This is a genomic window from Acidovorax sp. GW458-11-26-14-TSB4 (assembly GCF_059423865.1).
Map to the genome: position 1 here is coordinate 88,938 of NZ_JBWKYR010000014.1, position 24,710 is coordinate 113,647.

Consider the following 24,710-nt stretch of genomic DNA (forward strand, 5'->3'; position numbering starts at 1 on the left):
CTCACTCGGCCATGGCAAGGGCGGGCTCAGCCGCGGCGGCTTCGTTGGCCGCCACGGGTGCGGCCATGCCGGCGGGCACCTGTGACACCACGCGGTCGCCGGGCGTCTGGTTGAGCAAGAGGCGCGTGACGTCGGGGCGCGCGTAGTGGCCGGCGGGGTCGGCCGCCGTCTTGGCCAGCGAGATGGTGCCCAGGTCGATGTCGGCCAGGACCAGGCCCTCTTCCTTCTCGCCCAGCGGGGTGCCGAGCGAGGCGCCGTCGGGCCCATAGATGCGCGCAAAGCCCCCGCCTTCGAGCAACAGCTGGCGCTGCAGGTCGTCGGTGCACAGCATGGCCACCATCTCCTTGGACACCGTGGCGCAGGGCGCGACCACGAAGCAGCCGCCCTCCACCGCATAGACCTGGCTGGCGGCGTTGTTGACTTCGGCCCCGAGCGCATGGGCCGCGCCGCGGTACAGCGAGAAGCTGGGCCAGGCACCCACGTGGATCTGCTCGTTCTGCGCGTACATGGCGTACTTGCTCAAGGGTTGCAGGTGCTCCCAGCAGGCCAGCATGCCGATCCGGCCGATGGCGGTGTCCATGACGGCAAGGTCGCTGCCGTCGCCCTCGCCGAACACGGTGCGCTCCACGTGCGTGGGCTTGAGCTTGCGCCGTGTCTTGACCACGCGGCCCTGGTCGTCGAACAGGGCCTGGGCGATGTAGAGGCTGCCGCCGGCGCGCTCGCTGTAGCCGGTGGACATCCAGATGCCGATGTCGCGCGCGGCCTGCGCCAGGCGCTGGAACTCGGCCGAGCCCACCACCAGCGAATTGTCGTTGTAGCGCTGCACGTATTGCATGCCCAGGGCAGGCGCGCTGAGCCAGATCCACCAGGGGTAGCCGGGAATCCAGGTCTCGGGGAAGGTGACGAGCTGGGCGCCCTGCTTCGCGGCCTCCTTCATCAACGCGATGGTCTTGTCGATGGTGGCATCGAGGTCGAGGAACACGGGTGCGGCCTGGACGGCGGCGACGCGCAGTTGGGGGTGGTGGGTAGCGGGCATGGGAGGGTCTCTTTCAGGGTTGGCGATGCGAGGATTTCACTGCGCACAGGGCCCCGCCGTCTTGCCCCAGACTCTCCTGCCACTTGATTGCAGTCCACTTGACTGGAACCCTCCTGTCTTTTGCTTCAGGCTCGCCACCCCGGGTTTACCGGCATGGGGCTTGCTTGAAGAACCTGCCCGGTCGGAGGATGATGGGCTTGTCGCCCTTCTCCCCCGCCCCCCCGCTTGAGACCCGCCCATGAGCCAACTCTTGAGTACCGATGCCATCGCCCCGCGCGAGCGGCTGGCCTACTGGACCGACATGATCTGCAGCACCTATGTGCAGCTCGAATGCGATGCACCGGATGCGCGCGATTTCGGCGGCTCCATCCAGAGCCACCACCTGCCGGGGCTGGACCTGTCGGTGGTGCGCTCGCGGGCGCAGCGCGTGGTGCGCACGCCGCGCTCCATCTCGCGCGCCGCGGACGACTGCTTTATCGTGAGCCTGCAGACCCGGGGCCATGGCGTCATATCGCAGGATGGACGCCAGGCCACCGTGGCCCCCGGCGACTTTGCGCTGTACGACAGCACCCGGCCCTACACGCTGCAGTTCAGCGAGGATTTCGAGGAAATCGTGCTCAAGCTGCGCGGCGAACAGCTGCGTGCGCTGGTGGCCGGTACCGAGCAGTTGACCGCCACCACCGTCTCGGGCCAGAGCGGCGCCGGGCACCTGATGGCCCACATGGTCACCGCGCTGCGCGACGAGGCGCAGCGCCTGCCTGCGGCCTCCGCTGCCGCCGTGGCCAGCGGTGTCATCAACGTGCTGGCCGCCGGCCTGCAGTCGCTGCCCGCCTGCGGCCGCGCCGAGCCCTCGGCCATGGGGGCCTACCATGTGGCGCGCATCAAGCGCCACATCGACACGCGGCTGCGCGATCCGGGGCTGAGCATCGAATCCGTGGCCGCCGACCTGGGCATGTCCGTCGGCCACCTGCACCGGCTGTTCAAGACCGAGCCGCAGTCGCCCTCGCACTACCTCTGGGCGCAGCGGCTCGATGGGGCCAGCCGCGAACTGCTGGATGCGCGCCGCGCCAGGGCCGCGGTGTCGGAGATCGCCTTCGGCTGGGGTTTCAACGATGCGGCGCATTTCAGCCGCGCGTTCAGGGAGCGGTTCCAGCAGTCGCCCCGGGAGTGGCGGGCACAAAAGCCCGACTGAAACACCGTCGTCGCTACCCCGCCAGCAAATGCAACTGGCCGAACGGCATGTGGTGCATCAACTCCCTGAGCAGCAGCAAGGTGGTGGCGAATTCCACACTCTCGGGCAGGCCCTCGCTCGCGGCGGGCCGGCCTTCGGACACGGCCGCCAGGCGCTGGAACAGGCGCTCCATGGCCTCCAGCGTGAGCAGCATGGCGGCGGGACCGCGCGGCACGCCGGCCAGTTCGGCCAGGGCCACCAGGTGGGCATCGGTGGACCACCAGGCAGCTCGGGTCGCCCCGGGCTGCTGTGCGTACTGCCGGTGGGCCAGGTAGACCTCGTCCTCCACGCTGGCGATGGCGTTCTCCAGCTCCAGCGGGGTCGGCACGTCGCGCCGGAAGAACGTGTGTGCGGTCTTGTGCCTGCCCACGGTCAGGCTCACCAGGGGGCCGGGCGCGCCGGACTCGCCCAGCAGGGCCACCAGCGTGTGCGCGGTGCCGATGTGCAGTAGCGCGATGGGCTGCCCAGGCGCGGCGTGGCCGTACAGGGCCTGCCGGGCGGCAGCAATGTCGAAGGGATTCGCATGGCCCGCCGCGGCGGCCGGTGGCAGGGGGTGGGTGGCAAACACGGCTCAGCCCTGCCGTGCACCGGCGTCCGAGCCCGCGTCGCCCGGCTGCAGCGCCCCCGGCTGGCCGGCCTGCTGCTGGCTGCGGGCGACCGCCGGGATGTAGTGCATGCGGTGGTGCATCTCCACCGTCAGCGCCTCGATGCGCTCGCCGAGCTTGCGGGTCATCTCGGTCAGTCGGGTGTTCTGCTCCAGCAGGTCGAGCAGTTGGGCGCTGTGCTGCGCAGCCACGGCCTGGCGCTCGGCGGTGGCCTGGGCCAGGGCTTCGCGGTGCCGGGCGTCGGCGTCGGCATGCAGGCGGTCGCGCTCGGCCTGGCGGGTCTGGGCCAGCAGGATCAGCGGCGCCGCATAGGCCGCCTGCAGGCTGAACACCAGGTTCAGCAGGATGAAGGGGTAGGCGTCGAACGTCACCACGCCCGACAGGTTGAGGGCGATCCACACCGCCACGAAGCCGGTCTGTGCGAGCAGAAAGCGGGGCGAGCCGAACATGCGGGCAAAGGCCTCGGCCTTGCGGGCAAAACCATCGTTGCCGAAGGGCGGCGACAGGTGCTCGTGCGCGCGGTGAAAGCGCAGGTGGTCGACCGCGGCGGGGGCCGGGTTGCTGGCGGATGGCGTAGTGGTCGTCATGCAAAGGACCTCAGGCAAGCGATGGCAGGCGATGGCAAACAGTGGCAGGCGTACCTGCCACTCTACCCGCTGGGCGCGTTCAAGTTCCGTGCCAGCGCTGCGGGACCGTGCGGAGCCCACTCTCCCCGCCGATCCGTGACTTTTGTGGCAACAAGGCGGGCGAAGTGGGAACCCGGCCGCCCCCGGCGGCACCGGCACATGGTCTGATGCGCGGCATGTCGGCCCCCACCCCGCCGACAAGCGATGCCAGCACGCGCCTACACGCGGCCGCCAGCGCCCTCCTTACATTGACTCCATCGCCGCAGAACAGGCAGCGCCCGCCCCGGTGGCCGGCCCATGCCAGGACTGCGACGAACCCTTCAGCCAGGGAAACCACCATGCCTGACACCATTGTTGAACTGCTCCAGTTGCAAGATCTGCGAGACACGCCCGCACCCGCCCCAGCGCGCACCGCCACCGGCGCCGCGCGCTCGGTGGGTCGCCGCTTCCTGCCCAACACCATTGGCGTGTTGGCGCTCGGTGCGGTGCTGTTCTTCACGGCGTGCTCCACGCACCCGCCTGCCGGCATTGAGCCGGTGGCGGGCTTCGACGCGCAGCGCTATGCGGGCCAGTGGTACGAGGTGGCCCGGCTGGACCATTCGTTCGAGCGCGGCCTGCAGCAGACCACGGCGAACTACATCCCCAACCCGGACGGCACCATCAAGGTGGTCAACCGCGGCTTCGACCCCGGCCGCGAGCGCTGGAAAGAAGCCGAGGGCAAGGCCCGCTTCACTGGCGCGCCCGACCAGGGGGCCCTCAAGGTCTCGTTCTTCGGACCCTTCTACGGCGGCTACAACGTGGTGGCGCTGGACCCCGACTACCAATGGTCCATGGTGGTCGGCTCCAACCGCGGCTACTTCTGGATCCTGTCGCGCACCAAGACCCTGCCGCCTGGCGTGCGCGAGCAGTTGCTGGCCAAGGCCCGGGCGCTCGGGGTGGAGGTGGACAAGGTGCTGTGGGTTGCGCAGGACGGCCCTGCCCTTGCAGCCGCCACCAAGGGTTGAGCCCCCCCAATAGCTCCTTCGCCTTACAGTTACAGTTTTTCCGTGCGGGGCCGATATCAGGGCCATGCAAGTCTCCGCTTCTTCATCGGCCGGCCAGGTGTCTTCGTCCAGCGGGGGCGGCGGCAGTGAGATCGCCAAGCTGCAAAAGCAGCTGCAGACGCTGACCGAGGAACTCAAGGGCCTTGCCACTTCCGACATGGAACCCAAGGCCAAGCAGCAAAAGGCCAAGCTGCTGCAGGCCCAGATCCAGATGGTGCAGGCGCAGATCACCGCCATCCAGCGCGCACGCCAGCAGGAGCAGCAGGATGCCCAGGCGCGCAAGATGGAAGCCGCCGCCCAGGCGGCGCGCGAGCAACGCCCCCCTTCGGCGGACGGCCTGGGGTCACAGGTAGATACCTACGCCTGATGGCATCTGCCGCCGGGCAGCCCCTCTCCTCACCCCAGTGCCACTGGCAAAAGCATACCAGGGTACGCTGGGGCGCCCGACATGGTCTATTCGTCAGTCCAGCCCGGCCGATGCCACCAGGCGCTGCGTGTAGGGGTGCTGCGGTGCGTCGAGCACCTGGCCCACGGCGCCGCTTTCCAGCACCTGGCCGTCCTTCATCACCAGCACCTCGTGCGCCATGGCGCGGATCACCTGCACATCATGCGTGATGAGCAGGTAGGAAAGGCCTTTTTCCTTCTGCAAGCGCTGCAGCAGCTTGAGCACCTGCTGTTGGATGGTGACGTCGAGCGCGCTGGTCGGCTCGTCGAGCACCAGCAGCTCGGGCTGCACGATGAGGGCGCGCGCAATGGCCAGGCGCTGGCGCTGGCCGCCCGAGAACTCGTGCGGGTAGCGCGCCAGCAGGCCGGGGAACTGGGCCTCGGTCAGCCCCACCTCGGCCAGGGCTGCTTCCACGCGCGTGCGGCGTTCGGCCACGCTGAGCTTGGGCTCGTGCACGCGCATGCCTTCGCCCACGATCTCCTCCACCGTGAGCCGTGGCGACAGGGACGAGAACGGGTCCTGGAACACCACCTGCACCTTGCGGCGCAGCTGCTGGTTGGCGGGCGAATTGCGCATGGCCGGCGCCTGCCAGCCCTGCCCCGCCACCTGCAGCGATCCGCCAAATGGCAGCAGCCCGAGAATGGCCTGGGCCAGGGTGGACTTGCCCGAACCCGACTCGCCCACCACGCCCAGGGTGCGGCCTGCCGGCAAGGCCAGGCTGGCGCCCTGCACGGCCACGAACTCGCCTTTCTTGAACCAGCCGCGAAAGCCCGGCAGCGGCGTGGCATAGACCACGCGCAGGTCGCTGGCCTGCAGCACGGGCGGCGCGCCAGGGGGCGGTGCCTCTTCGGTCACGTCGCGCTGGGGCTGGCTCTGCATGAGCTTGCGGGTGTAGGCATGCTGCGGCGCACCGAACACCTCGGCCACGGCGCCCTGCTCCACCAGCACGCCGCGCTCCATCACGGCCACACGGTCGGCAAAGCGGCGCACCAGGTTCAGGTCGTGGGTGATGAGCAGCACGGCCATGCCGGTCTGGCGCTGCAGGTCGGACAGCAGGTCCAGGATCTGGCCGCGCAGGGTCACGTCGAGCGCGGTGGTGGGCTCGTCGGCCAGCAGCAGCTGCGGCTCGCTGGCCAGGGCCATGGCGATCATGGCGCGCTGGCGCTGCCCGCCCGAGAGCTGGTGCGGAAAGGCATTGGCCCGGCGCGCGGGCTCGGGGATCCCAGTCTTGGCCAGCAGCTCGATGGCTGCCTGGGCGCACTGCGCGCCGGTCAGGCCCTTCTTGAGCTGCAGGATCTCTGCGATCTGCTGGCCCACGGTCATCAGCGGGTTCAGCGCCGTCATGGGCTCCTGGAAGACCATGGCGATGTCGCCGCCGCGCACGCCGCGCATCTCGCGCTCGCTCAGGGCCAGCAGGTCGCGCCCACGCAGCAGGGCCTGGCCGCTGACCTGGGCATCGCCCGCCAGGCGCAGCAGGCTGAGCGCGGTGATGGTCTTGCCCGAGCCGGATTCGCCGACCAGGGCGAGCTTCTCGCCGGGGGCGATGGTGAAGCTGGCGCCGCGCACGACTTCCTTGGTGCCGAAGTGCACGTGCAGGTCACGTACGTCGAGCAATGGGCCGGTATGGGCTGCGCCCGTCACAGAAGCTGCGTTCATTTGTCGGCCTTGCGGGGATCGAGGGCGTCGCGCAGCGCATCGCCCATGAAGGTCAGCAGCAGCAGGGTGATCACCAACACGGCGAAGGTGCTCAGCGAGATCCACCATGCGTCGATGTTGTTCTTGCCTTGGCTCAGCAGCTCACCCAGGCTGGGCGTGCCCGGCGGCACGCCCAGGCCCAGGAAGTCGAGGGCCGTGAGCGACAGAATGGCGGCGCTCATGCGGAACGGCAGGAAGGTGACCACCGGGGTCAGACTGTTGGGCAGGATGTGGCGCCACATGATCTGCGCATTGCTGACCCCGAGCGCGCGCGCGGCCTTCACGTAGTCGAGCTGGCGGTTGCGCAGGAACTCGGCCCGCACGTAGTCCGACAGGCCCATCCAGCCGAACAGGGAGAGCAGGATGAGCAGCAGCGAGATGCTGGGCGCGAACAGCGCACTGAAGATGATGAGCAGATACAGCTCGGGCATGGAGCCCCAGATCTCGATGAAGCGCTGGAAGGCCAGGTCCGTCTTGCCGCCGAAGAAGCCCTGGATCGCCCCGGTGATGATGCCCAGCACCGTGCCGATAAAGGTCAACGCCAGGCCGAAGAGCACACTCACCCGAAACCCGTAGAGCAGCTGGGCCAGCATGTCGCGGCCACGGTCATCGGTACCCAGCCAGTTGTCGCGCGTGGGCGCCGAAGGATTGGGCTCCTTGGCGAAATAGTTGAGGGTGGTAGGCCCGTAGGTGTTGAGGGTGTAGAGGGCCCAGTTGCTGCCGGCGCTCAGGCGCTGCTGGATGAAGGGGTCCAAGTAGTCCGTGGGGGTCTCGAAATCACCGCCGAAGGTCTTTTCGGGGTAGGTCTGGAGCATCGGGTAGTACGTCTGGCCTTCATAGCGCACGATCAGGGGCCGGTCGTTGCTGACCAGCTCGGCGGCCAGGCTGACGACCACCAGCACGCAGAAGATCACGAGGCTCCAGAAGCCCAGGCGGTTGCGCTTGAAGCGCAGCCAGGCCCGGCGCGAGGGAGAAAGGGACACGGGAGGGGCCAGGGAGGCTGCAGGCACCGCAACCGCACTGGCGGCTGCAGCGCTGCTGGAGGGACTTGCAGAGGGTGTGTTCATGCGGTCAGTCGAACTTCACGCGGGGATCAACCCACACATAGCACAGGTCGCTGATGAGCTTGGTGACCAGGCCGATCAGGGTGAAGAGGTAGAGCGTGCCCAGCACCACGGGGTAGTCGCGGCGAATCACGCTCTCGTAGCCAAGCAGGCCCAGGCCATCGAGCGAGAACAGCGTCTCGATGAGCAGCGAGCCGGCGAAGAAGGCACCGATGAAGGCGGCAGGGAAGCCCGTGATGATGGGGATCAGCGCATTGCGGAACACATGCTTCCACAGCACCTGCCGCTCCGACAGGCCCTTGGCACGTGCCGTCAGCACATACTGTTTGCGGATCTCTTCGAGGAAGGCATTCTTGGTGAGCATGGCCGTCACCGCAAAGCTGCCAGCCACCATGGCCGTTACCGGCAGCGTGATGTGCCACAGGTAGTCCACGATGCGCGCCCCCCAGCTGAGTTGCTCCCAATTGGAGGACACCAGCCCGCGCAGCGGGAACCACTGCAATTGGCCGCCAAAGATCACCAGCAAGGCCACGCCAAGCACGAAGCCTGGAATCGCATAGCCCACCAGGATGAGCAGCGTGGTCACCAGGTCGAAGCGCGAGCCCGCGCGCACGGCCTTGGCCACGCCCAGCGGCACGGCCACCAGGTAGCTGATGAAGAAGGTCCACAGGCCGAGGCTGATGGAGACGGGAAGCTTCTCCTTGACCAGGTCCCACACGCTCTTGTTCTGGAAGAAACTCTTGCCCAGGTCGAAGCGCGCGAACTGGCCCAACATGATGAAGAAGCGTTCGTGCGCGGGCTTGTCGAAACCGTAGAGCGCCTTGATCTGCTCCACGCGCTTGGGGTCCACGCCCTGGTCACCGCGGTAGGCCATGGCGCCGCCCTCGGCTCCACGCCCCTTGCCAGCGGCGGCACGCGCCTCGGCCATGTACTGTTCGACCGGGCCGCCGGGTACGAACTGGATCACCGCAAAGGTCAAAAGCAATACCCCCAGAAGGGTAGGCAGCATCAGCAGCAGGCGTTTGGCGATGTAGGCAAGCATGGCGTGTGGCTGGGCTCCGGCGGTTCAGGGTAGGGCCATCATCATCATCATGGCTTCTTGATGCTCCACCAGGAGAACATCAGCCACTCCTCGGCCTTGGCATAGGGGGGCATGGGTTCCTTGTAGGCCAGGCGCTGCTGGTTGTAGACCACGCGATGGGACGACAGGGTCCACTGTGGAATCAAATAGTGGCTGTGCATGATCACCCGGTCCAGCGCGCGGCAGGCGGGCAGCAGCTCGGCCTTGGTGTCGGCGCGGGTCAGTTGGGTGACGATAGCATCCACGGCCGGGCTCTTCACGCCCGAATGGTTGCTGGCACCTTCCACGTCGGCGCGCTTGCTGCCGAAGTACTCCTGCATCTCCTGGCCCGGGTTGTAGGTGCCTTGGTAGTTCAGGGTGATCATGTCGAAGTCGAACTTGTCCATGCGCTGCTGGTACAGCGCGAAGTCCGCCGCCGTGAAGCGCAGGGTGATGCCCAGCTTTTCGAGGTTGCGAATCCACGGCGCCAGGCCGCGGGCGCCACCCTCGCGGCTGTCCAGGTACTCGATCACCATGGGGTCGCCCTTGCCATTGCGCAGGGCGCCGTCGCGGTAGGTCCAGCCCGCATCGGCCAGCAGCTGGCGTGCGCGGCGCAGGTTTTCGCGCAGCGAGTGGCCTTCGCCCTCGGTCACCGGCGGCTGGTACATGGGGCCGAAAACGGCGTCGGGCACCTTGCCGCGCCAGGGTTCCAGCAGCTTGAGTTCCTCGGGGCCGGGCGTGCCGGTGGCCTGGCAGTCGGTGTTGCCGAACAGGTCGGTCACGCGCGGGTAGCCGCCATAGAACATCTGCCGGTTCATCCACTCGTAGTCGATGGCCAGGCCCAGCGCCTCGCGCACGCGCGGGTCGCTCAACATGGGCCGGCGGGTGTTGAGCACATAGCTCTGGAAACCCGCAGGCAGGCGGTGTTTCATGTCCTTCTTGACCAGCACGCCCTGCTTGAACAGCTTGCCGTTGATGCGGCGCGCCCAGTCGCCCGCCGAGTAAACGGTCATGAAGTCGAACTCTCCCGCCTTCACGGCCTCCAGCCGGGCCGTGTTGTCCTTGTAGATCTTGACGGTGATGGCATCGAAGTTGAACGCGCCCTTGTTCACATTCAGGTCGCGGCCCCAGTAGTTCGGGTCTCGGGCGTAGGTGATGTCACGGCCAAAAGCCACCGGCCCGATGCGGTACGGGCCGCTGCCGATGGGCGTGTCGGTCACGATCTGGTCGAAGGGCTTGGCCTTGCCGTCCGGCTGGCGGCCCCATGCGCGGCTGAAGATGGGCAAGCTGCCCACGGTGAGCGGCAGCTCCCGGTTGGGCAGCTTGAAGCGAAAGCGCACGGTGCGCTTGTCGACCACGTCCACGCCGGCCACCTCCTGCAGCAAGGTGGCGTAACCCGGCGAGGCCTGCGGGCTGATCAGCATCTCGTAGGTGTGCTTGACATCGGCGGCCTCCACCGGGCTGCCATCGTGGAAACGCGCCTGTGCGCGCAGGCGGAAGGTGGCGCTGAGCCGGTCGGGCGGCACATCGACGTCCTCGGCCAGCAGGCCGTAGCCCGAGGCGGTTTCGTCCATGGAGCCGGTGAGCAGGCTCTCGAACAGCAGGTCCGACAGGTAGGCCGGCGGCGAGCCCTTCATGGTGAAGGGGTTGTACTTGTCGAATGTGGAGTAACGCAGATTGCTCACCATGCGCAACTCGCCCCCCTTTGGTGCATCGGGGTTCACATAGTCGAAATGGGCAAACCCGGCGGGGTACTTGAGGTCGCCCCAGAGCGCATACCCATGCGCGGCCCAGGCAGGTGCCGCGCAACAACCCATCAGCAAAAAAGTGAGCCAAGACCGCATGCGACAATTCTGCACTACGTTCGGCCGGGTCTGCAGTGGATGGCGCATATCCATACGCGGTGGTTACCCCGGCCCCACATCGCCATTTATTCCCCCAAAATTCCACAGGAGAACGAACCATGGGTTTTCTGACCGGCAAGAAACTGCTCATCACCGGCGTGCTGTCCAACCGCTCCATCGCCTACGGCATCGCCAAGGCCTGCCGCGCCCAGGGTGCAGAACTTGCCTTCAGCTATGTGGGCGAGCGCTTCAAGGACCGCATCACCGACTTCGCGGCCGAGTTCGACTCCAAGCTGGTGTTTGACTGCGACGTGGGCAGCGATGAGCAGATCGACCGCATGTTCGCAGACCTGGCGCAGGTGTGGCCCAAGTTCGACGGTTTCGTGCACAGCATCGGCTTTGCGCCGCGCGAAGCCATCGCCGGCGACTTCCTGGAAGGCCTGTCGCGCGAGTCGTTCCGCATCGCGCACGACATCAGCGCCTACAGCTTCCCGGCCATGGCCAAGTCGGCCCTGCCCTACCTCAACGAGAAGTCCTCGCTGATCACGCTGAGCTACCTGGGCGCGCTGCGCACCATCCCCAACTACAACACCATGGGCCTGGCCAAGGCCAGCCTGGAAGCCAGCGTGCGCTACCTGGCCGAGGCCCTGGGACCCAAGGGCATGCGCGTGAACGGCATCAGTGCCGGGCCGATCAAGACGCTGGCGGCGAGCGGTATCAAGGACTTTGGCAAGCTGCTGTCGATGGTGGCGGACTCTTCGCCCCTGCGCCGCAACGTGACCATCGAAGACGTGGGCAATGTGGCGGCGTTCCTGCTGTCGGACCTGGCCAGCGGGATGACGGCTGAGATCACGTATGTGGATGGGGGTTTCAGCCAGACGGCTGGGGTTAGCCGGGATACGGTGGGCTGATTCTTTTTTTGAAGCTTCACAGCGTTGCGGCTGCGGTTGCTTCTGTTGTTTTTTTAGGGCGGAGGCCGGGATGTGCGCCCGGCGGCAGCCCAATTTTGACGGCATGCTTTGATTGAAGGCGGAGGCCGGGTCTCGGCCCGGCGGCCGAGGTACCTTTCTTTGCGTCGCCAAAGAAACGTACCCCAAAGAAAGGCGACCCCGCTGCCCGTGTCCCCCTCGCCAGGTGGGCGAGGGGGCAGCCTGCGATGCTCGAAGCTGGGGTGCGCCTCGCAACTCACTGCGTTCCCCCTACGGGCGAACTCCGTTCAGACATCTGCGGCGAGTCAGATGGACGAAGCGTGTGTGTCCTTCGGCACACACGCCACCCCAGCTTCTGCGCTTCTCGGCACGGTCAGAAGGGGGTGGGTGCGGGCCCCACACGGGCCATTGCTTTGCTCGGCCCCAACTGCCTCGCTGCGCTTGGCCTGGGCAGGGCGATCACGCCCAATCGTCGGCAGCGCGCAGCGCGTAACCGACACCCGGCGCGGCTGCGCAGCAGCAGCCGGGTGGTACCCGCTCCCCACCCCTGCTGGCTGCGCCGAGAAGCGCAGGGCCTGGGGTGGGTGCGTGTGCCGAAGGACACACGCACTTCGTGATCTGGCTCGTCGCGGATGTTTGAGCGAAGTTCGAAGAACGCAGCGAGTTCCGCGACGCCACCCCAGGACCGAGGCATCGCAGGTTGCCCGCAGCGAAGCGGAGGGTCGCAGACTGGGGGCCGCCTTCTCTTTGGTGACTTTCTCTTGGCGGCCCAAGAGAAAGTTACTGCGCCGCCGGGCGCACATCCCGGCTCCCGCCATCAACACAGGCAAAAAGCAGCCACCGCCAGCGATCAACGATGGCTCAGCCTGCGCACTGCCTCGCCTGAGCTCTCAGGCAGGCACCAACGTCACCCAGTACCTGGTCCGCGTCACCACATGCACCGGCAAGGTCTCCCGCAACATCGCCAGGATGTACTCCGTATCCTGCAACTGGAAGGCCCCCGAGATCCGCAGCCCGGCCACGGCCGGATCGCACCGCACCACCCCCGGCCGGTACCGTGCCAGCTCGGCAGCGAAGTCGTCGAGCCGCATGCCATCGGCATACAGCACCCCCTGCACCCAGGCCAGCGCCTGCTCGCCCAGTGCAACGGGCGCCTGTATGCCTGCAGCGGTGAAGCGGCACTGCTCACCCGCCTGCACAACACGTTGTGCGCCGTGGCGCGGCGTGATCTCCACCGCGCCCTCGGTCACGGCCAGGTACACCGTGCCTTCGTTGACCAGACGCACGGCGAAGCGGGTGCCCAGGGCGCGCAGCCAGCCGCCGGGCGTTTCCACGCGGAAGGCCCGAGCGGCAGAATCCTTGGCGGTGGTGACCAGCACCTCGCCCGCGCGCAGGCGCAGCAGGCGTTCGTTGGCGTCAAAGACCACGTCAAGCGCACTGGCGGTGTTCAGCAGCACCTCGGAGCCATCGGCCAGGGTCACGCTGCGCTGCTCGCCTGTGGCGGTGCGGTGCTCGGCCGTCCACTGCTGCCAGGGCGTGTGGCGCCAGCCCAGGTAGGCCGCGGGCGCCACCGTGCCCACCAAGGCCAGCACGCGCAGTGCGGCGCGGCGATTGACTGCGGTGCGTTCAGCCTGCGCCAGTACCGGCATCCCCAGGCCCGCGGGCACGGCGCCGAAGGTGCGCGACAGGCGCTCGGCGCGCTGCCAGGCGGCCTCATGGGCGGCATCCTGCGCGCGCCAGGCGGCCAGGGCCTGCCAGTCGGCGGGCCGGGCCTGGCCGGAGTTCAGGCGCACCAGCCATTGCGCGGCCTCGCGCAGGGCGGCGCGGCTGGGGGCGCTGTCAGGATTGGCGGAGGAAGTAGCGTTGCCCATGGCCCACTACGCCATCGCCAGCAGGCAGCATTCGAAGCCTTGGGCCATGTAGCGCTTGACGGTGCGCTCGCTCACCTGCAGCTGCAGCGCGATCTCGGCATAGCCCAGGCCTTCGAGCTGCGACAGCAGAAACGCCTGCCGCGCCTTGGGCGCCAGTCCGTCGAGCATGGCGTCGATCTCGTGCAGAGCTTCGAGCACCAGCGCGCGCTCTTGGGGCGACGGGGCCATCGGTTCGGGCATCAGGGCCAGGGCATCCATATACGCCTGCTCCAGCGCGCGGCGGCGCCACAGGTCGGAGACCAGGCCCTTGGCGATGGTGGTCAGGTAGGCACGCGGTTCGCGCACGCCCTGCAGCGCCTGCGGGCGCAGCAGCACGCGCACAAAGGTGTCCTGCGCCAGGTCGGCAGCCTCGTCTCTGCACCCCAGGCGCCGCTGCAGCCAGGCGCGCAGCCAGCCATGGTGGTGGCTGTACAGCGTGTGCGGGTCATGGTCAGGGTGGACCAGGCCGGGGTCGGCGGTGCTCATGCGGCAGGGTGGGCGAAAAAATCAGGGTAAGTCGGCAAATTATAATTGAGAACAATTCTCAATCAATCCATGGCCTCGATACCCTTCATCTCCAAGGGATGCGCCCTGCCCCGGCCTCGCCGCGCCTACTCTGCTCCGTCCAGCTGAAACAGGCTGGTAGCGACCAAGTCCAGCACCGCCGCCCCATCCTGGTTCGCCAGCTCCCAGCGCCAGCGCAGGATGCCCAGGCCTGGCTTGCTGGATGAGCGGCGCACCTCCTGCACCGTGGCCGTGAGCACCAGTTGGTCGCCCGGGCGCACCGGGTGCGGCCAGCGGATGTACTCGATGCCCGGGGACGCGAACGACTCCGAGCCATGCAGTGCCTTGTCGGCAACGAGCCGCATGGCGATGGCGCAGGTGTGCCAGCCGCTGGCGATAAGGCCGCCGAAGCGCCCCTCCTGGGCGGCGGCGGGGTCGGTGTGGAACCACTGCGGGTCGTAGGACTTTGCGAAGCCGAGTACCTCGTCCTCGGTCACGGTGTAGGGCCCTGCCGTGAGAACCTGGCCGGCATGGAATTCGGCGAACTTCACTACTGCGCCCCTCCGAAACTGGCGGGCCGCTTCTCTTTCAGCGCGGCAAAGCCCTCACGCGCATCGCGCCCGGCAAAGCCCAGCATCTCCAGCGCGAGGGAATGCTCGAACGCCGGCCAGGCCGCGCGCAGCCAGTGGTTCAGGCTGCGCTTGGTGAAGGCCAGCGCCGTGGGGCTGCCGCGCGCCAGCTCCTGCGCGATCTGCAGGGCCCGGGCGTCCAGTTCCTCGTCGGCCACGGCCAGGCTGACCAGGCCGATGCGCTCGGCCTCCTGGCCCGAGATGGTGTTGCACAACAGCAGGTGGTACTTGGCCCGGGCCATGCCGCACAGCAGCGGCCAGAGCACGGCGGCATGGTCGCCGGCGGCCACGCCCAGGCGGGTGTGCCCGTCGATGATCTTGGCGCGCTGGCCGGCCACCGTGATGTCGGCCATCAGCGCCACAGCCGCCCCCGCCCCCACGGCCGCGCCGTTGATGGCCGAGACGATGGGCAGGTCGCAGTCCATCATGCCCTGCACGATGGCGCGGGCCTCCTGCATGGTGCGCAGGCGGGCCTCCTGGCTGTCGAGCATGGCCGTCACCAGCTCGGGCGAGCCGCCCGCGCAAAAGCCCTTGCCCTCGCTGCGCACCAGAATGCTGCGCACGCCCGGCGTGGCCTGCAGCCGGCCCCAGACGGTGCCCAGGTGCGCATGCGCCTGCACGTCGGTGAAGGGCATGCCGCCTGCGGGGCCGAAGATGACGTGCGCCACGCCGTCGTCGGCGATGTGCACCTGCAGGTGGGGGCCGAGATCCCAGGCTTGTTGTTGCGGGCCATGCATGTGTGGTGTCTCCTGTGTGGTTTTGGTCTGGTGGCAGCTTACACGCAGCACCCAGCCGGCAAAGACAGGGTCAGCCCCGGCGCGCGGTGGCTGTGGCCTGGAACGAAGACCGCATGCACGCAGCGAAATGGCTGGCATGCGTATCGCGCGCAGCCAGTTGGGCGCGCAGCATGTAGCTGCGAAACGGGATGTCCGGCTTGAAAGCGACGGCCACCACGCCGGGCAGGCGCATGGTGCGCACGACGATGGGGTTGACCAGGCCCACGCCCAGGCCCTCACTGGCCATGCGGCAGATGGTGGCGGCGTGCGAGGTCTCCAGCACCATGGTGCGGCCATCGCCCACGAAGACCGCGTCCACGGCGCGGCGCGATACGCTGCCGCTGGGCAGCGAGATGAAGCGCTCGCCATCCAGGTCCTGCGGCTGTACGACGCGCTTGCGTGCCAGCCGGTGGCCTGAAGGCATGACGCAGACGGCGCTCTCGGTATGGATGACCGAGGCCTTCACGCCCGGCTTGTCGGGAACGTAGCTCACAAAGCCCACGTCGCAGTTCTGCGTGGCGATCCAGTTGGCGATGATGGCCGATTCGCTGGTGGCCACGACGATGCGCACGCGCGGGTAGCGCTCGCTGAACAGGCGGATGGCCAGGGGCAGCACGCTCATGGAGATGGAGGCCGCCGCCGCCACGCGCAGGGTGCCCGCGCCCAGGTCGCGGATGGCACGGGCGGATTCGGACACGCTGTCCAGCCCGATGAAGGCGCGGTCCACGTCCTTGAACAGCGCCTCGGCCGCGCGGGTGGGCAGCACGCGGCCGGGCTGGCGGTCGAACAGCTCGAAACCCACCTCGGCTTCGAGCTTGCCGATGATGCGGCTCACATTGGGCTGCGAGGTGTGCAGCTGCTGCGCGGCCACGGTCATGGAGCCGGTGAGCATGACGGCACGGAAGGTCTCTAGCTGCTTGAAGTTCATGGCGCTGGTGGGGAGAGATGCCCTGCGCAGCATACGCCGCGCACGGCAGCAGCGCGTTGCAGGGGGCATATCAATTCGGTATGCGCAGGGGAAAAACTGTCATTTGCCAGCATTGGCGCGGGTTTTGATACTTCGTCCATCCCAACCAGGACGCATGTATGGAAACCACCATGGAATCAAAAGTCAGCCGCCGGCTCAAGGAGCCGCTGGCCCCCGAAATCTGCGAACACATCTATGGCCCGCGCCTTGCCCGCGACTTCGAGCGCGTGTTCTCCAGCCTCCATGAGGCGAACCAGGCCCACCTGCTGATGCTGCACCACACCGGCATCGTCACGCCCGAGGTGGCCAGTGCGCTGGCCCGGGGCCTCAGGCAGATGGAGGCAGAGGGCCCCTCGGCCGTGGTGCTGGACCCTGCCAAGGAGGACCCCTACTTCAACTACGAGGCCCGGCTCATGGAGATCGCCGGCCGCGACGCGGGTGGGCGGCTGCACACCGCGCGCAGCCGCAATGACCTGGCGGTGACCATGGACCGCATGCGCGCCCGCACCGTGGTGCTGGACGTGATCGAGGCGCTGGGCCGCGTGCGCCGCAGTGCGCTGCGCCGCGCCGCCGAGTGCGCGGACGTGGTGATGCCCGGCTACACCCACCTGCAGCCCGCGCAGCCCATCACCTTCGGCTTTTACCTGTGCGGCGTGGCGCAGGCGCTGGGGCGCGACATGGAGCGCCTGCAGGGCGCTCTCGAACGCATCGATGCCTCGCCCCTGGGGGCCGGTGCGCTGGCGGGCACGCGTTTCCCCATCGACCGGGGCATGACGGCGGCGGCGCTGGGCTTCAGTGCGGTGCTGCCCAACACGCTGGATGCGGTGGCCTCGCGCGACTTTGCCTGGGAGGCCCTGTCGGCCATGGCCCTGATCGCACTGACCTGGGGCCGCGTGGCGCAGGACCTGCACATCTGGTCCACGCCGGAGTTCGGGCTGGTGGCCTTCCCGGACCGGGTGGCCAGCACCTCCAGCATCATGCCGCAGAAGAAGAACCCGGTGGTGCTGGAGTACCTGCGCGGCAAGAGCAGCCACCTCATCGGCCTGCTCACGGCCGCGCTGACGGCGGTGAAGGGCACCCACTTCACCCATGCCGGCGACAGCAGCCGCGAGAGCATGCGCAGCTTCTGGGAGGGGGCGGAGGAGACACTGCGCTCGCTGGCCCTGTTCGCTCTGGTCATCGACAGCGTGGAGCCGCGCCGGGAGACCATGCTGGCGCGCGTGCGCTCGGACTTTTCGGTGGCGACCGACCTGGCCGACGGGCTGGTGGCCGAGGGCGGGCTGTCGTTCCGCGACGCGCACCATGTGGTGGGCGGCCTGGTGCGCCTGGCCCTGGACGCGGGCCAGCAGGCCGACGAGATCACCCCTGCCATGCTCGACCGTGCCGCCGTCGATGTGATCGGCGTGGCGCTGGGCTGGAGTGAGGAGCAGTTGCGCAAGTACCTGGACCCGGTACAGAGCGTGCAGGCACGGCGCAACGGCGGGCCGGCAGCGGCCGAGGTGGTCCAGGCCGTTGCGGTGCAGTCGCGCCACCTGGATGCCATCGTGGCCGAGGCCGGCGCGGTGCGCGAGCGGCTGACCGCCGTGCGCGGCCGGCTGGCGAACGACGTCGCGGTGCTCGCAGGCGTTTCGGCGCACACTGTGGCCAACGCCCAGGGGGTCGCACCATGACGATGATGAAGAAGCACCTTGCCAAGGCATTGATCGCCTGCGCCACCCTGGCCTGCGCCTGCTGGGCCAGCGGCGCCGCAGCCTCCACCTACCCGGAGCGCCCGGTGCGCCTGGTCGTGCCCTTCGCCTCAGGCGGCACGGTGGACATCGTGGCCCGCATCCTGGCCGAGCGGCTGTCGCGCACGCTGGGCCAGCAGGTCATCGTGGAGAACAAGCCGGGCGCGGGCGGCACGCTGGGCGCGGATTTCGTGGCCAAGGCACCGCCGGACGGCCACACCCTGCTGCTGGCGGCATCGTCGCACCAGTCGTTCCACCCTCTGCTCTACAAGCGCCTGCCGTACGATGCCAACAAGGCCTTCGCGCAGGTGGCGCTGTTCGCCACGGTGCCCAATGTGCTGGTGGTATCCAACAAGATGCCGGCGCGCAGCGTGAAGGAGCTGATCACCCAGGCCCAGGCGGGCAAGCGCTTCTTCATGGGCTCGTCGGGCACGGGCGGCGTGAACCACCTGATCGGCGAGATGTTCGAACTGCGCAACCAGGTGGAGTTCGAGCATGTGCCCTACAAGGGCGCCGGCCCCGCCAACAACGACCTGCTGGGCGGGCAGATCGACCTGATGTTCGTGAACCTGCCCACCGTGCTGCCGCACATCCAGGGCGGCAAGCTCAGGGCCCTGGCCATTGCCGGGGCGGAGCGTTCGCCGTCGCTGCCGAACGTGCCCACCATGGCCGAGGCGGGCGTGCCCGACTTCGTGGTGGATTCCTGGTCGGGGGTGCTCGCGCCGGCCGGAACCCCCAAGGCCATCGTGGACAAGCTGTCGGCCGAGATCACACGCATTGCCCGCGACAAGGCCACGGCCGACCTGCTGGCCGTGCAGGGCGCCGTGCCCCGGCCGGGCACCAGCGAGGAGTACGCCGCCCTGGTGCGGCTGGAGACCCAGCGCTGGACCGAGGTGATCCGCAAGGCCAACGTCAGCATGGACTGAGCAAAGTCCTCGTCCCTTCCCCCAAACAAGCTTTCCGCTCGGCGCGCTGCGCCGCCCTCGCCGGCCTTCCGCAAGCAGGTCCGGCAGGCGCAGCCCTGCCCCCTTCCCCATTCACCCAGACACCACCATGAAGATGAAACACGCACTGACCCCGCTGGCACTGCTGGCCACCTGCGGCCTGGCGGCCGCCCAGTCCTCCGTCACCCTGTTCGGCATTGCCGACGCCACCGTGCAGGTCGGCTCGGGCAGCACCGCCAACCGCACGCAGCTGGGCTCGGGCGGCAACTCCTCGTCGCGCATCGGGGTGCGCGGCACGGAGGACCTGGGCGGCGGGCTGTCGGCCGGCTTCTGGCTGGAGGCCGGGCTGACGCTGGACAGCGGCACTTTCGGCACCACCAATACCAGCAACCAGACCGCGGGGACCAGTGGCGGTGGTGGCCTGGTGTTCGGGCGCCGCTCCACCGTGAGCCTGACGGGCACCTGGGGCGAGCTGCGCCTGGGGCGCGATTACTCCGTGCAGTACTACAACCGTTTCGAGTTCGACCCGTTCGGCAACAACGGCGTGGGTTCGTCGCAGACCAATGTGGGATCGCTGGGCGGGCCGGTGTCCTCGCGCGCTTCCAATGCCCTCATGTACTTTCTGCCGCCCGGGCTGGGCGGCTGGTATGGCGAGCTGCAGCACTACCGCGGCGAAAACCCGGGCAACGCGGGCGCCATAGCAGACGATGGAACCGGCAGCGGCGCGCGCCTGGGTTACCGGGCCGGGGCGCTGAACCTGTCGGCCGCCCATGCGCGCACCCGCTATGCACGCACCGCGAACACGGGGGACATCACCTCCAGCAACCTGGGCGCACGCTACGACGCCGGCCTCTTCACCGCCATGGGGGGCATCTACCGCGACCGGGTGGAGACGCTCACGGGCACGGTGGGCCGCGGCGTGCAACTGGGCGGCATCTACCGCGTGGGCACGGGGGAGGTGAAGGTGCAATGGTCCCAGTACCAAGCCACCCAGGCCGCAGGCGGCGGCAGCGAACCCGAGACGAAGAAGCTCTCGCTAGGCTACGTGCACCACCTCTCCAAAAGGACCGCGCTGTACGCCACCTATGCACGCGTGCGCAACAGCGGCGGCGCCACCACGGCGCTCAACGGGGCGGTCACTGCTGCCAACCAGGCTTCATCGGGCCTGGACCTGGGGGTGCGGCACAGTTTCTGAGCAGGGTGCGCAGCCGGGCCAGCCTGGCCGCAGGGAGTGGAAGGCGGCACAATGCGGCAGCACCGACCGCATTGCGCCCCCTCCAACCCATGGCCCGTACCCCTACCCTATCCCTGGCAAGGCAGCTGCTGCCTGCAGCCGCCGCCACGCTGGCCCTGTCCGCCGGCACCGCCTTTGCCACCAACGTGCCCCCGGACATCCTGGAGCTGCGCACCCGCTGCGTCACCGGCACGGCCGGCATCGACCTGGTGTTCGAGCTGCGCAACCGAAGCGAGCGCACGGTCTGGGTGTCGGCCGACACGGCACCGTGGACGCCCGCTTCGCGCAGCCTGCGCATCACGGCAGAACGCCAGGGCACGAATGCGCAGCGGCTCCAGGGGCCTGCCGCAGCGACGGCCCCAAGCCCATCGGGTTCGGTCAGGGTGCCGCCCTCGGGCAGCGCCGATGGCGTGGTCCCGCTGTCGCGCGCCTTTGCTGAACTGTCACAGGCAGCGCAGCAGGCGCCCGTGCGCATCCACTGGAGCTGGCAGGGCCTGGTTAGCGATTCGGGCCTGGCCGGGGCCTGGGGGCCTACCGCGCGGTTCGAGGGAGAGGCGACGGTGCAGGGTGGCGGGTGCTCGCAGGTGAGCGCCCGGCGCCTGTAGGCCGCCAGGGGCCTGCGCGCCGAAGTGCGGCAAGGTACTTGAGCGGCCCCGAAAAGATCGCAAACACGTTCTCAGCGCAACAGCGCCTCGTACAGCGCCAGGTCTGCCGCAGAGAAGCAGCAGAAGGTGATGTCCAACGGCATATCGCCCGCGGCATCGCGGCAGGCCTGCACCGCGATCTGCGCGGCCGCCTGCGCGGGGTAGCCATAGGCGCCCGTGCTGATGCAGGGGAAGGCGATGGACTGCACGCCGTGCTGCAGCGCCAGGGCGATGGATTCGCGGTAGCACGCTGCCAGCAGATCGGCCTCGTTGCGGTTGCCGCCGTACCAGACCGGGCCCACGGTATGGACCACGTACCGGGCTGGCAGGCGAAAGCCCGGCGTGGCCTTGGCCTGGCCCACCTTGCAGCCATTGAGCGAACGGCAGGCTTGCAGCAGCTCGGGCCCCGCCGCACGGTGGATGGCGCCGTCCACCCCGCCACCGCCCAGCAAAGAGGTGTTGGCGGCATTGACGATGGCGTCCACCTGCAGCCGGGTGATGTCGCCCTGGATGGCCTTGAACCTTGCCATGGTGATGCCCTTCGAAAAATCCGTTGACTTAGTTTATCTGTTGAACTTATGATAGTTTCACAACAGCACTAAGTAAAGCGGCATGCTGTTGCAAACGGTGAATGGCGCCATGCCGGGCACCGTACATGACAACAACAAGAAGAAAGGAAACCGTCCATGAACAACAACAACAACGATCAGAGCAAACGCATCGTGTCCACCAGCAAGTTCCTGAGCCTGGTGCTGCGCCACGAGCCCGGCCGCATCGGCATCAGCCTGGGCGAAGGCGGCTGGGTGCCGGTGGCCGAGCTGCTGGCCGCCTGCGAGCGTGCAGGCAAACGCATCAGCCCTGCCCTGCTCGGCGAGGTGGTGGCCAGCAACGACAAGCAGCGCTTTGCCTTCAGCGACGACGGGCTGCGCATCCGCGCCAACCAAGGGCACTCGGTGCAGGTGGACCTGGGCCTGGTGCCGCAGGTGCCACCGGATCGCCTGTACCACGGCACGGCCTCGCGCTTTCTCGCATCCATACTGAAGCAAGGCCTGCTGCGCGGCAGTCGCCACCATGTGCACCTGACCGAGAGGCAGGATGTCGCGGTGTCCGTGGGTACAAGGCATGGGCTGCCCGTGGTGCTGGTGGTGGACGCCCTGCGCATGCAGCAGGAAGGTCATGTGTTCTATCGCTCGGAGAATGGCGTGTGGCTGACCGATCAGGTGGGTGTGCAGTACCTTGCGTGCATGGAGCAGCAACCCCGGCAGGAGGGCACGACATGAGACTGGCCAGCTCTGGCAGGCCCTGCCAAGCGAATCATCTCAGCGTCCGGGAGTCCGTTACCTCCAGGACAGCCTATCCTTGTAAATGATCTGAAAGAACCGCAACTCCGTCGCGAAGTATGAGGATTGTGATCACGTATTGATGGCGCCAAATATTCGTTGACACGGCACGTCCGTGAACGATGATCCCCCCGCACATTAAAAATACTGAGGGCCATGAGCAAAAAGCGGGGGAGGCTGCGGAGCCAGCCTCCAGCGTGTCTGCCGATGCGGCATTGGCAATAAAACTACAGGAAGGAATGGGCCAGACTGAACAGGCTGAGCCCGGTACAAGCGGCCTTTCGCCTCTTGTCACGCCGTACGTCACAGCCTGCCAGATAGGCCTACAGCAATGCGACACCGCCACCCCCGGCGACCTGTTACAGGCCGCCAAACACCTCGGTCCCAAAGCCATGCGCACGCGCACCAGCATCGGTCGCCTGCCCCTAAGACCGCTCTCGCCCTCGCCCGAGCAAGCCACCCTGCGTAGAACTGACATAACCACAGCCTACCAAGCAGAAAAAGGAGTCGGAATTCTTGCCAATAGACTCCCTCGAAGAAGTCCTTCGCATCGCAAAAAATTAACTACGTCGACTACACGACTCCAATTCTCACCAAAGCGGTAAATATTGATGTCAATGAATGAATCTCTGTAAAATAGTGATGATCCGATTCAGAAGGCAAAAATTGAGAATCTGAGAGAGCAGCGAGACCTTCAATCTGTGACCAATATTGAATTTTTCAACCAAAGATGACATGAAAAGTATTATATTAAAATTAATTCGACACTCCTTACTTGGTTTTTTCGCGCTGACCATTTCTGCCAAGTCTATTGCCTCCATGCCAATTCCCGAGCCACTGACTTTGGAGGAATATATCAAAAGTTATTCTCCAATGATATTTCTGGGTGATTTCAGAGGGATGGTCCACATATCGGAAAGGCTAGGCTTGAAACTAATGAACCCACGGGAGAGCATTGACTCCGATGAGTTGGTTTTTTCTGATAAGCCAACATCCGCGGCCGGTGGAGAATCATTCATGGAGCTGCGAAACATGGAACTAATCTACGCCCCAAAAAATGCTCTATTTGATTCGTGCAAATACCCTGTCGCCTATCAAGCAAAAAACATTATATTGAAAGGCGGAACCGAATTCGACATCTATCATCGCAGCCTTGTAGGACAGCGTTTGATCTTTTTTCTCAATGGCCCTGGAAAATATGGCAGAGGCTCGACCGATTTTCCGAATCCATTCTTTTTCAGCGCTGGAGGTGTTAATTGGCGAGATGGTGCACCCCTTCCCGAAATCCGACTAGGTGAAATTCAAAAAATTGCAAAAAACTCCAATCTGGTTGAAATAAATTCAAACACCTGCATTAAAAGATCGGAAAAATGAGGCCCGCATAATATCAACAAGCAGTCCAGATGCAATGCCATCGCGAACAACGTTCAAGAGATAGATGCGGCACCCTCAACGCCTTCGTGAGCCTGTCTGCAGCCCGAGCCTGACCGTCGTACCCCTTCTGCGCAGCCGCTGGCCAACGAAGGGTTACTGAATTCTTGCCCAGCCCGATTCATTCGGGCGGCAGGTTCGCTCATGGCGCCGCCCTGCCCGGCTGCTCCCCCCGCGCCAGCCGCGCGGCAATCGCATCGAGCACGGGCGGCAACTCAGCCACCGAGTCGATAACGTAGTGCGCGCCGGCAGCGCGCAGCTTCGCCTCGGCCGCCGCGCGGCGCAAGGCCTGCTCGGCCGGGCCGAGCGCCTGCCATTCGACCAGGGGCAGGCCCATGGCGTTGCCGCTGACGGCCAGGCCCACGGCCCAGGTGCCTGCGGCCAGGCCCTCCTGCACGCCGACCTCGGTGTCGTCGACCTTGACCACGGTGGCGGGCCAGCAGATGCCCAGGTCGGCAAAGCACTGCCACATCATCAGCGGGGTGGGCCGGCCGGTGGCCTGGTCGCCGGCGCAGACCAGGTTGTCGGGCACATAGCCCCCCCGGGCGGCGATGGCGCTGACGACTTCCATGATGGGGCGGTTGTAGCCGGTGGTGGAGCCGACCTTGAGGCCGCGTGCGCGCACGGCGGCCACGGCGTCGAGCGCGCCGGGGATGAAGTCGCAGAAGTCGGGCACCACGGCGGCGTTGAGCGGCGTGAACACTTCGTACAGTTCATCCACGTCGGCGTCGGTCAACGCACGGCCGTACTTGGCCTGCCACTGCGCGGCGACCTCGGGCAGCCGGCCCAGGGCCTGGATGTGGTCCCACTTGGCCATGCCCATGGGGCCGCGCGCCTGGGCGATGCTGATGGTGATGCCGAACTGCTCGAACAGGCGCACGAAGGCGCCCATGGGCGCGCAGGAGCCGAAGTCGAGGATGGTGCCAGCCCAGTCGAAGACGACGGCGCTCAATTGGTCGCGCGCGGACGATACGGCGGGGACGGACGGGGTGGTGTTGCTCATGGTTCTGTTGTGATGGATGGGGG

General features: G+C 67.1%; 24 protein-coding genes. 10 read left to right on the top strand and 14 right to left on the bottom strand.

Annotation, left to right across the window (positions count from 1 at the left end):
- Window position 1 precedes the first annotated feature (1 nt).
- Window positions 2-1,036, bottom strand: coding sequence for a carbon-nitrogen hydrolase family protein (locus AC07X5_RS23720; RefSeq protein WP_409957394.1), 1,035 nt, complete (start codon window positions 1,034-1,036; stop codon window positions 2-4).
- A gap of 238 nt (window positions 1,037-1,274) precedes the next feature.
- Between AC07X5_RS23720 and AC07X5_RS23725 the strand changes: the two genes are divergently transcribed.
- The gene (locus AC07X5_RS23725; RefSeq protein WP_494772108.1) at window positions 1,275-2,228 is read left to right on the top strand and encodes an AraC-like ligand-binding domain-containing protein; all 954 of its coding nucleotides are present in this window, start codon (window positions 1,275-1,277) and stop codon (window positions 2,226-2,228) included.
- A 13-nt stretch (window positions 2,229-2,241) separates the two neighbouring features.
- Here the strand turns inward: AC07X5_RS23725 and AC07X5_RS23730 are convergent, their stop codons facing one another.
- Window positions 2,242-2,835, bottom strand: coding sequence for a hypothetical protein (locus AC07X5_RS23730; protein ID WP_494772109.1), 594 nt, complete (start codon window positions 2,833-2,835; stop codon window positions 2,242-2,244).
- 3 nt (window positions 2,836-2,838) lie between these two features.
- Window positions 2,839-3,459 carry a DUF1003 domain-containing protein gene (locus tag AC07X5_RS23735; protein WP_494772110.1) on the bottom strand — a complete coding sequence of 207 codons (621 nt, stop codon included), beginning with the start codon at window positions 3,457-3,459 and terminating at the stop codon, window positions 2,839-2,841.
- 377 nt (window positions 3,460-3,836) lie between these two features.
- Here AC07X5_RS23735 and AC07X5_RS23740 point away from each other — a divergent pair, with 377 nt between their 5' ends.
- Together AC07X5_RS23740 and AC07X5_RS23745 are read left to right on the top strand one after the other, a co-directional pair.
- Entirely contained in the window at window positions 3,837-4,502 is a 666-nt protein-coding gene (locus AC07X5_RS23740; protein WP_494772111.1) for a lipocalin family protein, read from the top strand.
- A gap of 64 nt (window positions 4,503-4,566) precedes the next feature.
- Complete coding sequence (locus AC07X5_RS23745) at window positions 4,567-4,908, top strand: FlxA-like family protein (protein ID WP_494772112.1); 342 nt, start codon at window positions 4,567-4,569, stop codon at window positions 4,906-4,908.
- Window positions 4,909-5,001: 93 nt separating this feature from the next.
- Here AC07X5_RS23745 and AC07X5_RS23750 read toward each other — a convergent pair whose 3' ends face one another.
- Genes AC07X5_RS23750 through AC07X5_RS23765 form a run of 4 tightly spaced genes read right to left on the bottom strand, consistent with a single transcriptional unit; the run spans window position 5,002 to window position 10,649 of the window.
- Window positions 5,002-6,642: an ABC transporter ATP-binding protein gene (locus AC07X5_RS23750; protein WP_494772113.1), complete on the bottom strand. Its 1,641-nt coding sequence runs from the start codon at window positions 6,640-6,642 to the stop codon at window positions 5,002-5,004.
- Window positions 6,639-7,748: an ABC transporter permease gene (locus AC07X5_RS23755; RefSeq protein ID WP_494772114.1), complete on the bottom strand. Its 1,110-nt coding sequence runs from the start codon at window positions 7,746-7,748 to the stop codon at window positions 6,639-6,641. The genes AC07X5_RS23750 and AC07X5_RS23755 overlap by 4 nt, the downstream gene beginning before the upstream one ends.
- Window positions 7,749-7,752: 4 nt before the next feature.
- Window positions 7,753-8,787: a microcin C ABC transporter permease YejB gene (locus tag AC07X5_RS23760; RefSeq protein ID WP_409957844.1), complete on the bottom strand. Its 1,035-nt coding sequence runs from the start codon at window positions 8,785-8,787 to the stop codon at window positions 7,753-7,755.
- A 47-nt stretch (window positions 8,788-8,834) separates the two neighbouring features.
- Window positions 8,835-10,649, bottom strand: a complete 1,815-nt coding sequence (locus tag AC07X5_RS23765) for an extracellular solute-binding protein (RefSeq protein WP_409957845.1) — start codon at window positions 10,647-10,649, stop codon at window positions 8,835-8,837.
- A gap of 119 nt (window positions 10,650-10,768) precedes the next feature.
- Here AC07X5_RS23765 and fabI point away from each other — a divergent pair, with 119 nt between their 5' ends.
- Complete coding sequence (gene fabI / locus AC07X5_RS23770; protein ID WP_494772115.1) at window positions 10,769-11,560, top strand: enoyl-ACP reductase FabI; 792 nt, start codon at window positions 10,769-10,771, stop codon at window positions 11,558-11,560.
- A gap of 908 nt (window positions 11,561-12,468) precedes the next feature.
- Here the strand turns inward: fabI and AC07X5_RS23775 are convergent.
- From AC07X5_RS23775 to AC07X5_RS23795, 5 genes are all read right to left on the bottom strand, one after another.
- Window positions 12,469-13,449 carry a FecR domain-containing protein gene (locus AC07X5_RS23775; RefSeq protein ID WP_494772116.1) on the bottom strand — a complete coding sequence of 327 codons (981 nt, stop codon included), beginning with the start codon at window positions 13,447-13,449 and terminating at the stop codon, window positions 12,469-12,471.
- 6 nt (window positions 13,450-13,455) lie between these two features.
- Window positions 13,456-13,974, bottom strand: coding sequence for a sigma-70 family RNA polymerase sigma factor (locus AC07X5_RS23780; protein ID WP_494772117.1), 519 nt, complete (start codon window positions 13,972-13,974; stop codon window positions 13,456-13,458).
- 125 nt (window positions 13,975-14,099) lie between these two features.
- Complete coding sequence (locus AC07X5_RS23785; protein WP_494772118.1) at window positions 14,100-14,543, bottom strand: MaoC family dehydratase; 444 nt, start codon at window positions 14,541-14,543, stop codon at window positions 14,100-14,102.
- Window positions 14,543-15,358 carry an enoyl-CoA hydratase/isomerase family protein gene (locus AC07X5_RS23790; RefSeq protein ID WP_494772119.1) on the bottom strand — a complete coding sequence of 272 codons (816 nt, stop codon included), beginning with the start codon at window positions 15,356-15,358 and terminating at the stop codon, window positions 14,543-14,545. The genes AC07X5_RS23785 and AC07X5_RS23790 overlap by 1 nt, the downstream gene beginning before the upstream one ends.
- Window positions 15,359-15,428: 70 nt before the next feature.
- On the bottom strand, window positions 15,429-16,325 hold the full coding sequence (locus AC07X5_RS23795; protein ID WP_494772120.1) for a LysR substrate-binding domain-containing protein: 897 nt from the start codon (window positions 16,323-16,325) through the stop codon (window positions 15,429-15,431).
- A gap of 170 nt (window positions 16,326-16,495) precedes the next feature.
- On the opposite strand from AC07X5_RS23795, the gene argH reads away from it, so the two are divergent.
- From argH to AC07X5_RS23815, 4 genes are all read left to right on the top strand, one after another.
- Window positions 16,496-18,034 (top strand): argininosuccinate lyase, encoded by a 1,539-nt coding sequence (gene argH, locus AC07X5_RS23800; RefSeq protein ID WP_494772121.1) that lies wholly within the window; start codon window positions 16,496-16,498, stop codon window positions 18,032-18,034.
- 5 nt (window positions 18,035-18,039) lie between these two features.
- Complete coding sequence (locus AC07X5_RS23805; protein ID WP_494772155.1) at window positions 18,040-19,017, top strand: Bug family tripartite tricarboxylate transporter substrate binding protein; 978 nt, start codon at window positions 18,040-18,042, stop codon at window positions 19,015-19,017.
- A gap of 127 nt (window positions 19,018-19,144) precedes the next feature.
- Window positions 19,145-20,230 (top strand): porin, encoded by a 1,086-nt coding sequence (locus AC07X5_RS23810; RefSeq protein WP_494772122.1) that lies wholly within the window; start codon window positions 19,145-19,147, stop codon window positions 20,228-20,230.
- Window positions 20,231-20,319: 89 nt separating this feature from the next.
- Window positions 20,320-20,874 carry a hypothetical protein gene (locus AC07X5_RS23815; protein ID WP_494772123.1) on the top strand — a complete coding sequence of 185 codons (555 nt, stop codon included), beginning with the start codon at window positions 20,320-20,322 and terminating at the stop codon, window positions 20,872-20,874.
- Window positions 20,875-20,945: 71 nt separating this feature from the next.
- Here AC07X5_RS23815 and AC07X5_RS23820 read toward each other — a convergent pair whose 3' ends face one another.
- A complete protein-coding gene (locus AC07X5_RS23820; RefSeq protein ID WP_409957512.1) occupies window positions 20,946-21,443 on the bottom strand; it encodes an O-acetyl-ADP-ribose deacetylase in 498 nt (165 codons plus the stop codon).
- Window positions 21,444-21,599: 156 nt separating this feature from the next.
- Here AC07X5_RS23820 and AC07X5_RS23825 point away from each other — a divergent pair, with 156 nt between their 5' ends.
- The gene (locus AC07X5_RS23825) at window positions 21,600-22,193 is read left to right on the top strand and encodes an RNA 2'-phosphotransferase (RefSeq protein ID WP_494772124.1); all 594 of its coding nucleotides are present in this window, start codon (window positions 21,600-21,602) and stop codon (window positions 22,191-22,193) included.
- A gap of 795 nt (window positions 22,194-22,988) precedes the next feature.
- The gene (locus AC07X5_RS23830; protein ID WP_494772125.1) at window positions 22,989-23,627 is read left to right on the top strand and encodes a hypothetical protein; all 639 of its coding nucleotides are present in this window, start codon (window positions 22,989-22,991) and stop codon (window positions 23,625-23,627) included.
- Between the two features lie 199 nt (window positions 23,628-23,826).
- Here the strand turns inward: AC07X5_RS23830 and phnX are convergent, their stop codons facing one another.
- Window positions 23,827-24,687, bottom strand: coding sequence for a phosphonoacetaldehyde hydrolase (gene phnX, locus AC07X5_RS23835; protein ID WP_494772126.1), 861 nt, complete (start codon window positions 24,685-24,687; stop codon window positions 23,827-23,829).
- Window positions 24,688-24,710: the final 23 nt, after the last annotated feature.

Excerpts from the sequence above, each read along its gene's own strand:
- AC07X5_RS23780 (WP_494772117.1), bottom strand. The coding sequence starts at position 13,974 with ATGAGCACCGCCGACCCCGGCCTGGTCCACCCTGACCATGACCCGCAC.
- AC07X5_RS23765 (WP_409957845.1), bottom strand. The coding sequence starts at position 10,649 with ATGCGGTCTTGGCTCACTTTTTTGCTGATGGGTTGTTGCGCGGCACCT.
- AC07X5_RS23760 (WP_409957844.1), bottom strand. The coding sequence starts at position 8,787 with ATGCTTGCCTACATCGCCAAACGCCTGCTGCTGATGCTGCCTACCCTT.
- AC07X5_RS23815 (WP_494772123.1), top strand. The coding sequence starts at position 20,320 with ATGGCCCGTACCCCTACCCTATCCCTGGCAAGGCAGCTGCTGCCTGCA.
- AC07X5_RS23750 (WP_494772113.1), bottom strand. The coding sequence starts at position 6,642 with ATGAACGCAGCTTCTGTGACGGGCGCAGCCCATACCGGCCCATTGCTC.
- AC07X5_RS23795 (WP_494772120.1), bottom strand. The coding sequence starts at position 16,325 with ATGAACTTCAAGCAGCTAGAGACCTTCCGTGCCGTCATGCTCACCGGC.
- AC07X5_RS23725 (WP_494772108.1), top strand. The coding sequence starts at position 1,275 with ATGAGCCAACTCTTGAGTACCGATGCCATCGCCCCGCGCGAGCGGCTG.
- AC07X5_RS23805 (WP_494772155.1), top strand. The coding sequence starts at position 18,040 with ATGAAGAAGCACCTTGCCAAGGCATTGATCGCCTGCGCCACCCTGGCC.
- AC07X5_RS23820 (WP_409957512.1), bottom strand. The coding sequence starts at position 21,443 with ATGGCAAGGTTCAAGGCCATCCAGGGCGACATCACCCGGCTGCAGGTG.
- AC07X5_RS23790 (WP_494772119.1), bottom strand. The coding sequence starts at position 15,358 with ATGCATGGCCCGCAACAACAAGCCTGGGATCTCGGCCCCCACCTGCAG.
- AC07X5_RS23755 (WP_494772114.1), bottom strand. The coding sequence starts at position 7,748 with ATGAACACACCCTCTGCAAGTCCCTCCAGCAGCGCTGCAGCCGCCAGT.
- AC07X5_RS23775 (WP_494772116.1), bottom strand. The coding sequence starts at position 13,449 with ATGGGCAACGCTACTTCCTCCGCCAATCCTGACAGCGCCCCCAGCCGC.
- argH (WP_494772121.1), top strand. The coding sequence starts at position 16,496 with ATGGAATCAAAAGTCAGCCGCCGGCTCAAGGAGCCGCTGGCCCCCGAA.
- AC07X5_RS23830 (WP_494772125.1), top strand. The coding sequence starts at position 22,989 with ATGAAAAGTATTATATTAAAATTAATTCGACACTCCTTACTTGGTTTT.
- AC07X5_RS23825 (WP_494772124.1), top strand. The coding sequence starts at position 21,600 with ATGAACAACAACAACAACGATCAGAGCAAACGCATCGTGTCCACCAGC.
- phnX (WP_494772126.1), bottom strand. The coding sequence starts at position 24,687 with ATGAGCAACACCACCCCGTCCGTCCCCGCCGTATCGTCCGCGCGCGAC.
- AC07X5_RS23735 (WP_494772110.1), bottom strand. The coding sequence starts at position 3,459 with ATGACGACCACTACGCCATCCGCCAGCAACCCGGCCCCCGCCGCGGTC.
- AC07X5_RS23810 (WP_494772122.1), top strand. The coding sequence starts at position 19,145 with ATGAAGATGAAACACGCACTGACCCCGCTGGCACTGCTGGCCACCTGC.
- AC07X5_RS23740 (WP_494772111.1), top strand. The coding sequence starts at position 3,837 with ATGCCTGACACCATTGTTGAACTGCTCCAGTTGCAAGATCTGCGAGAC.
- AC07X5_RS23720 (WP_409957394.1), bottom strand. The coding sequence starts at position 1,036 with ATGCCCGCTACCCACCACCCCCAACTGCGCGTCGCCGCCGTCCAGGCC.
- AC07X5_RS23745 (WP_494772112.1), top strand. The coding sequence starts at position 4,567 with ATGCAAGTCTCCGCTTCTTCATCGGCCGGCCAGGTGTCTTCGTCCAGC.
- fabI (WP_494772115.1), top strand. The coding sequence starts at position 10,769 with ATGGGTTTTCTGACCGGCAAGAAACTGCTCATCACCGGCGTGCTGTCC.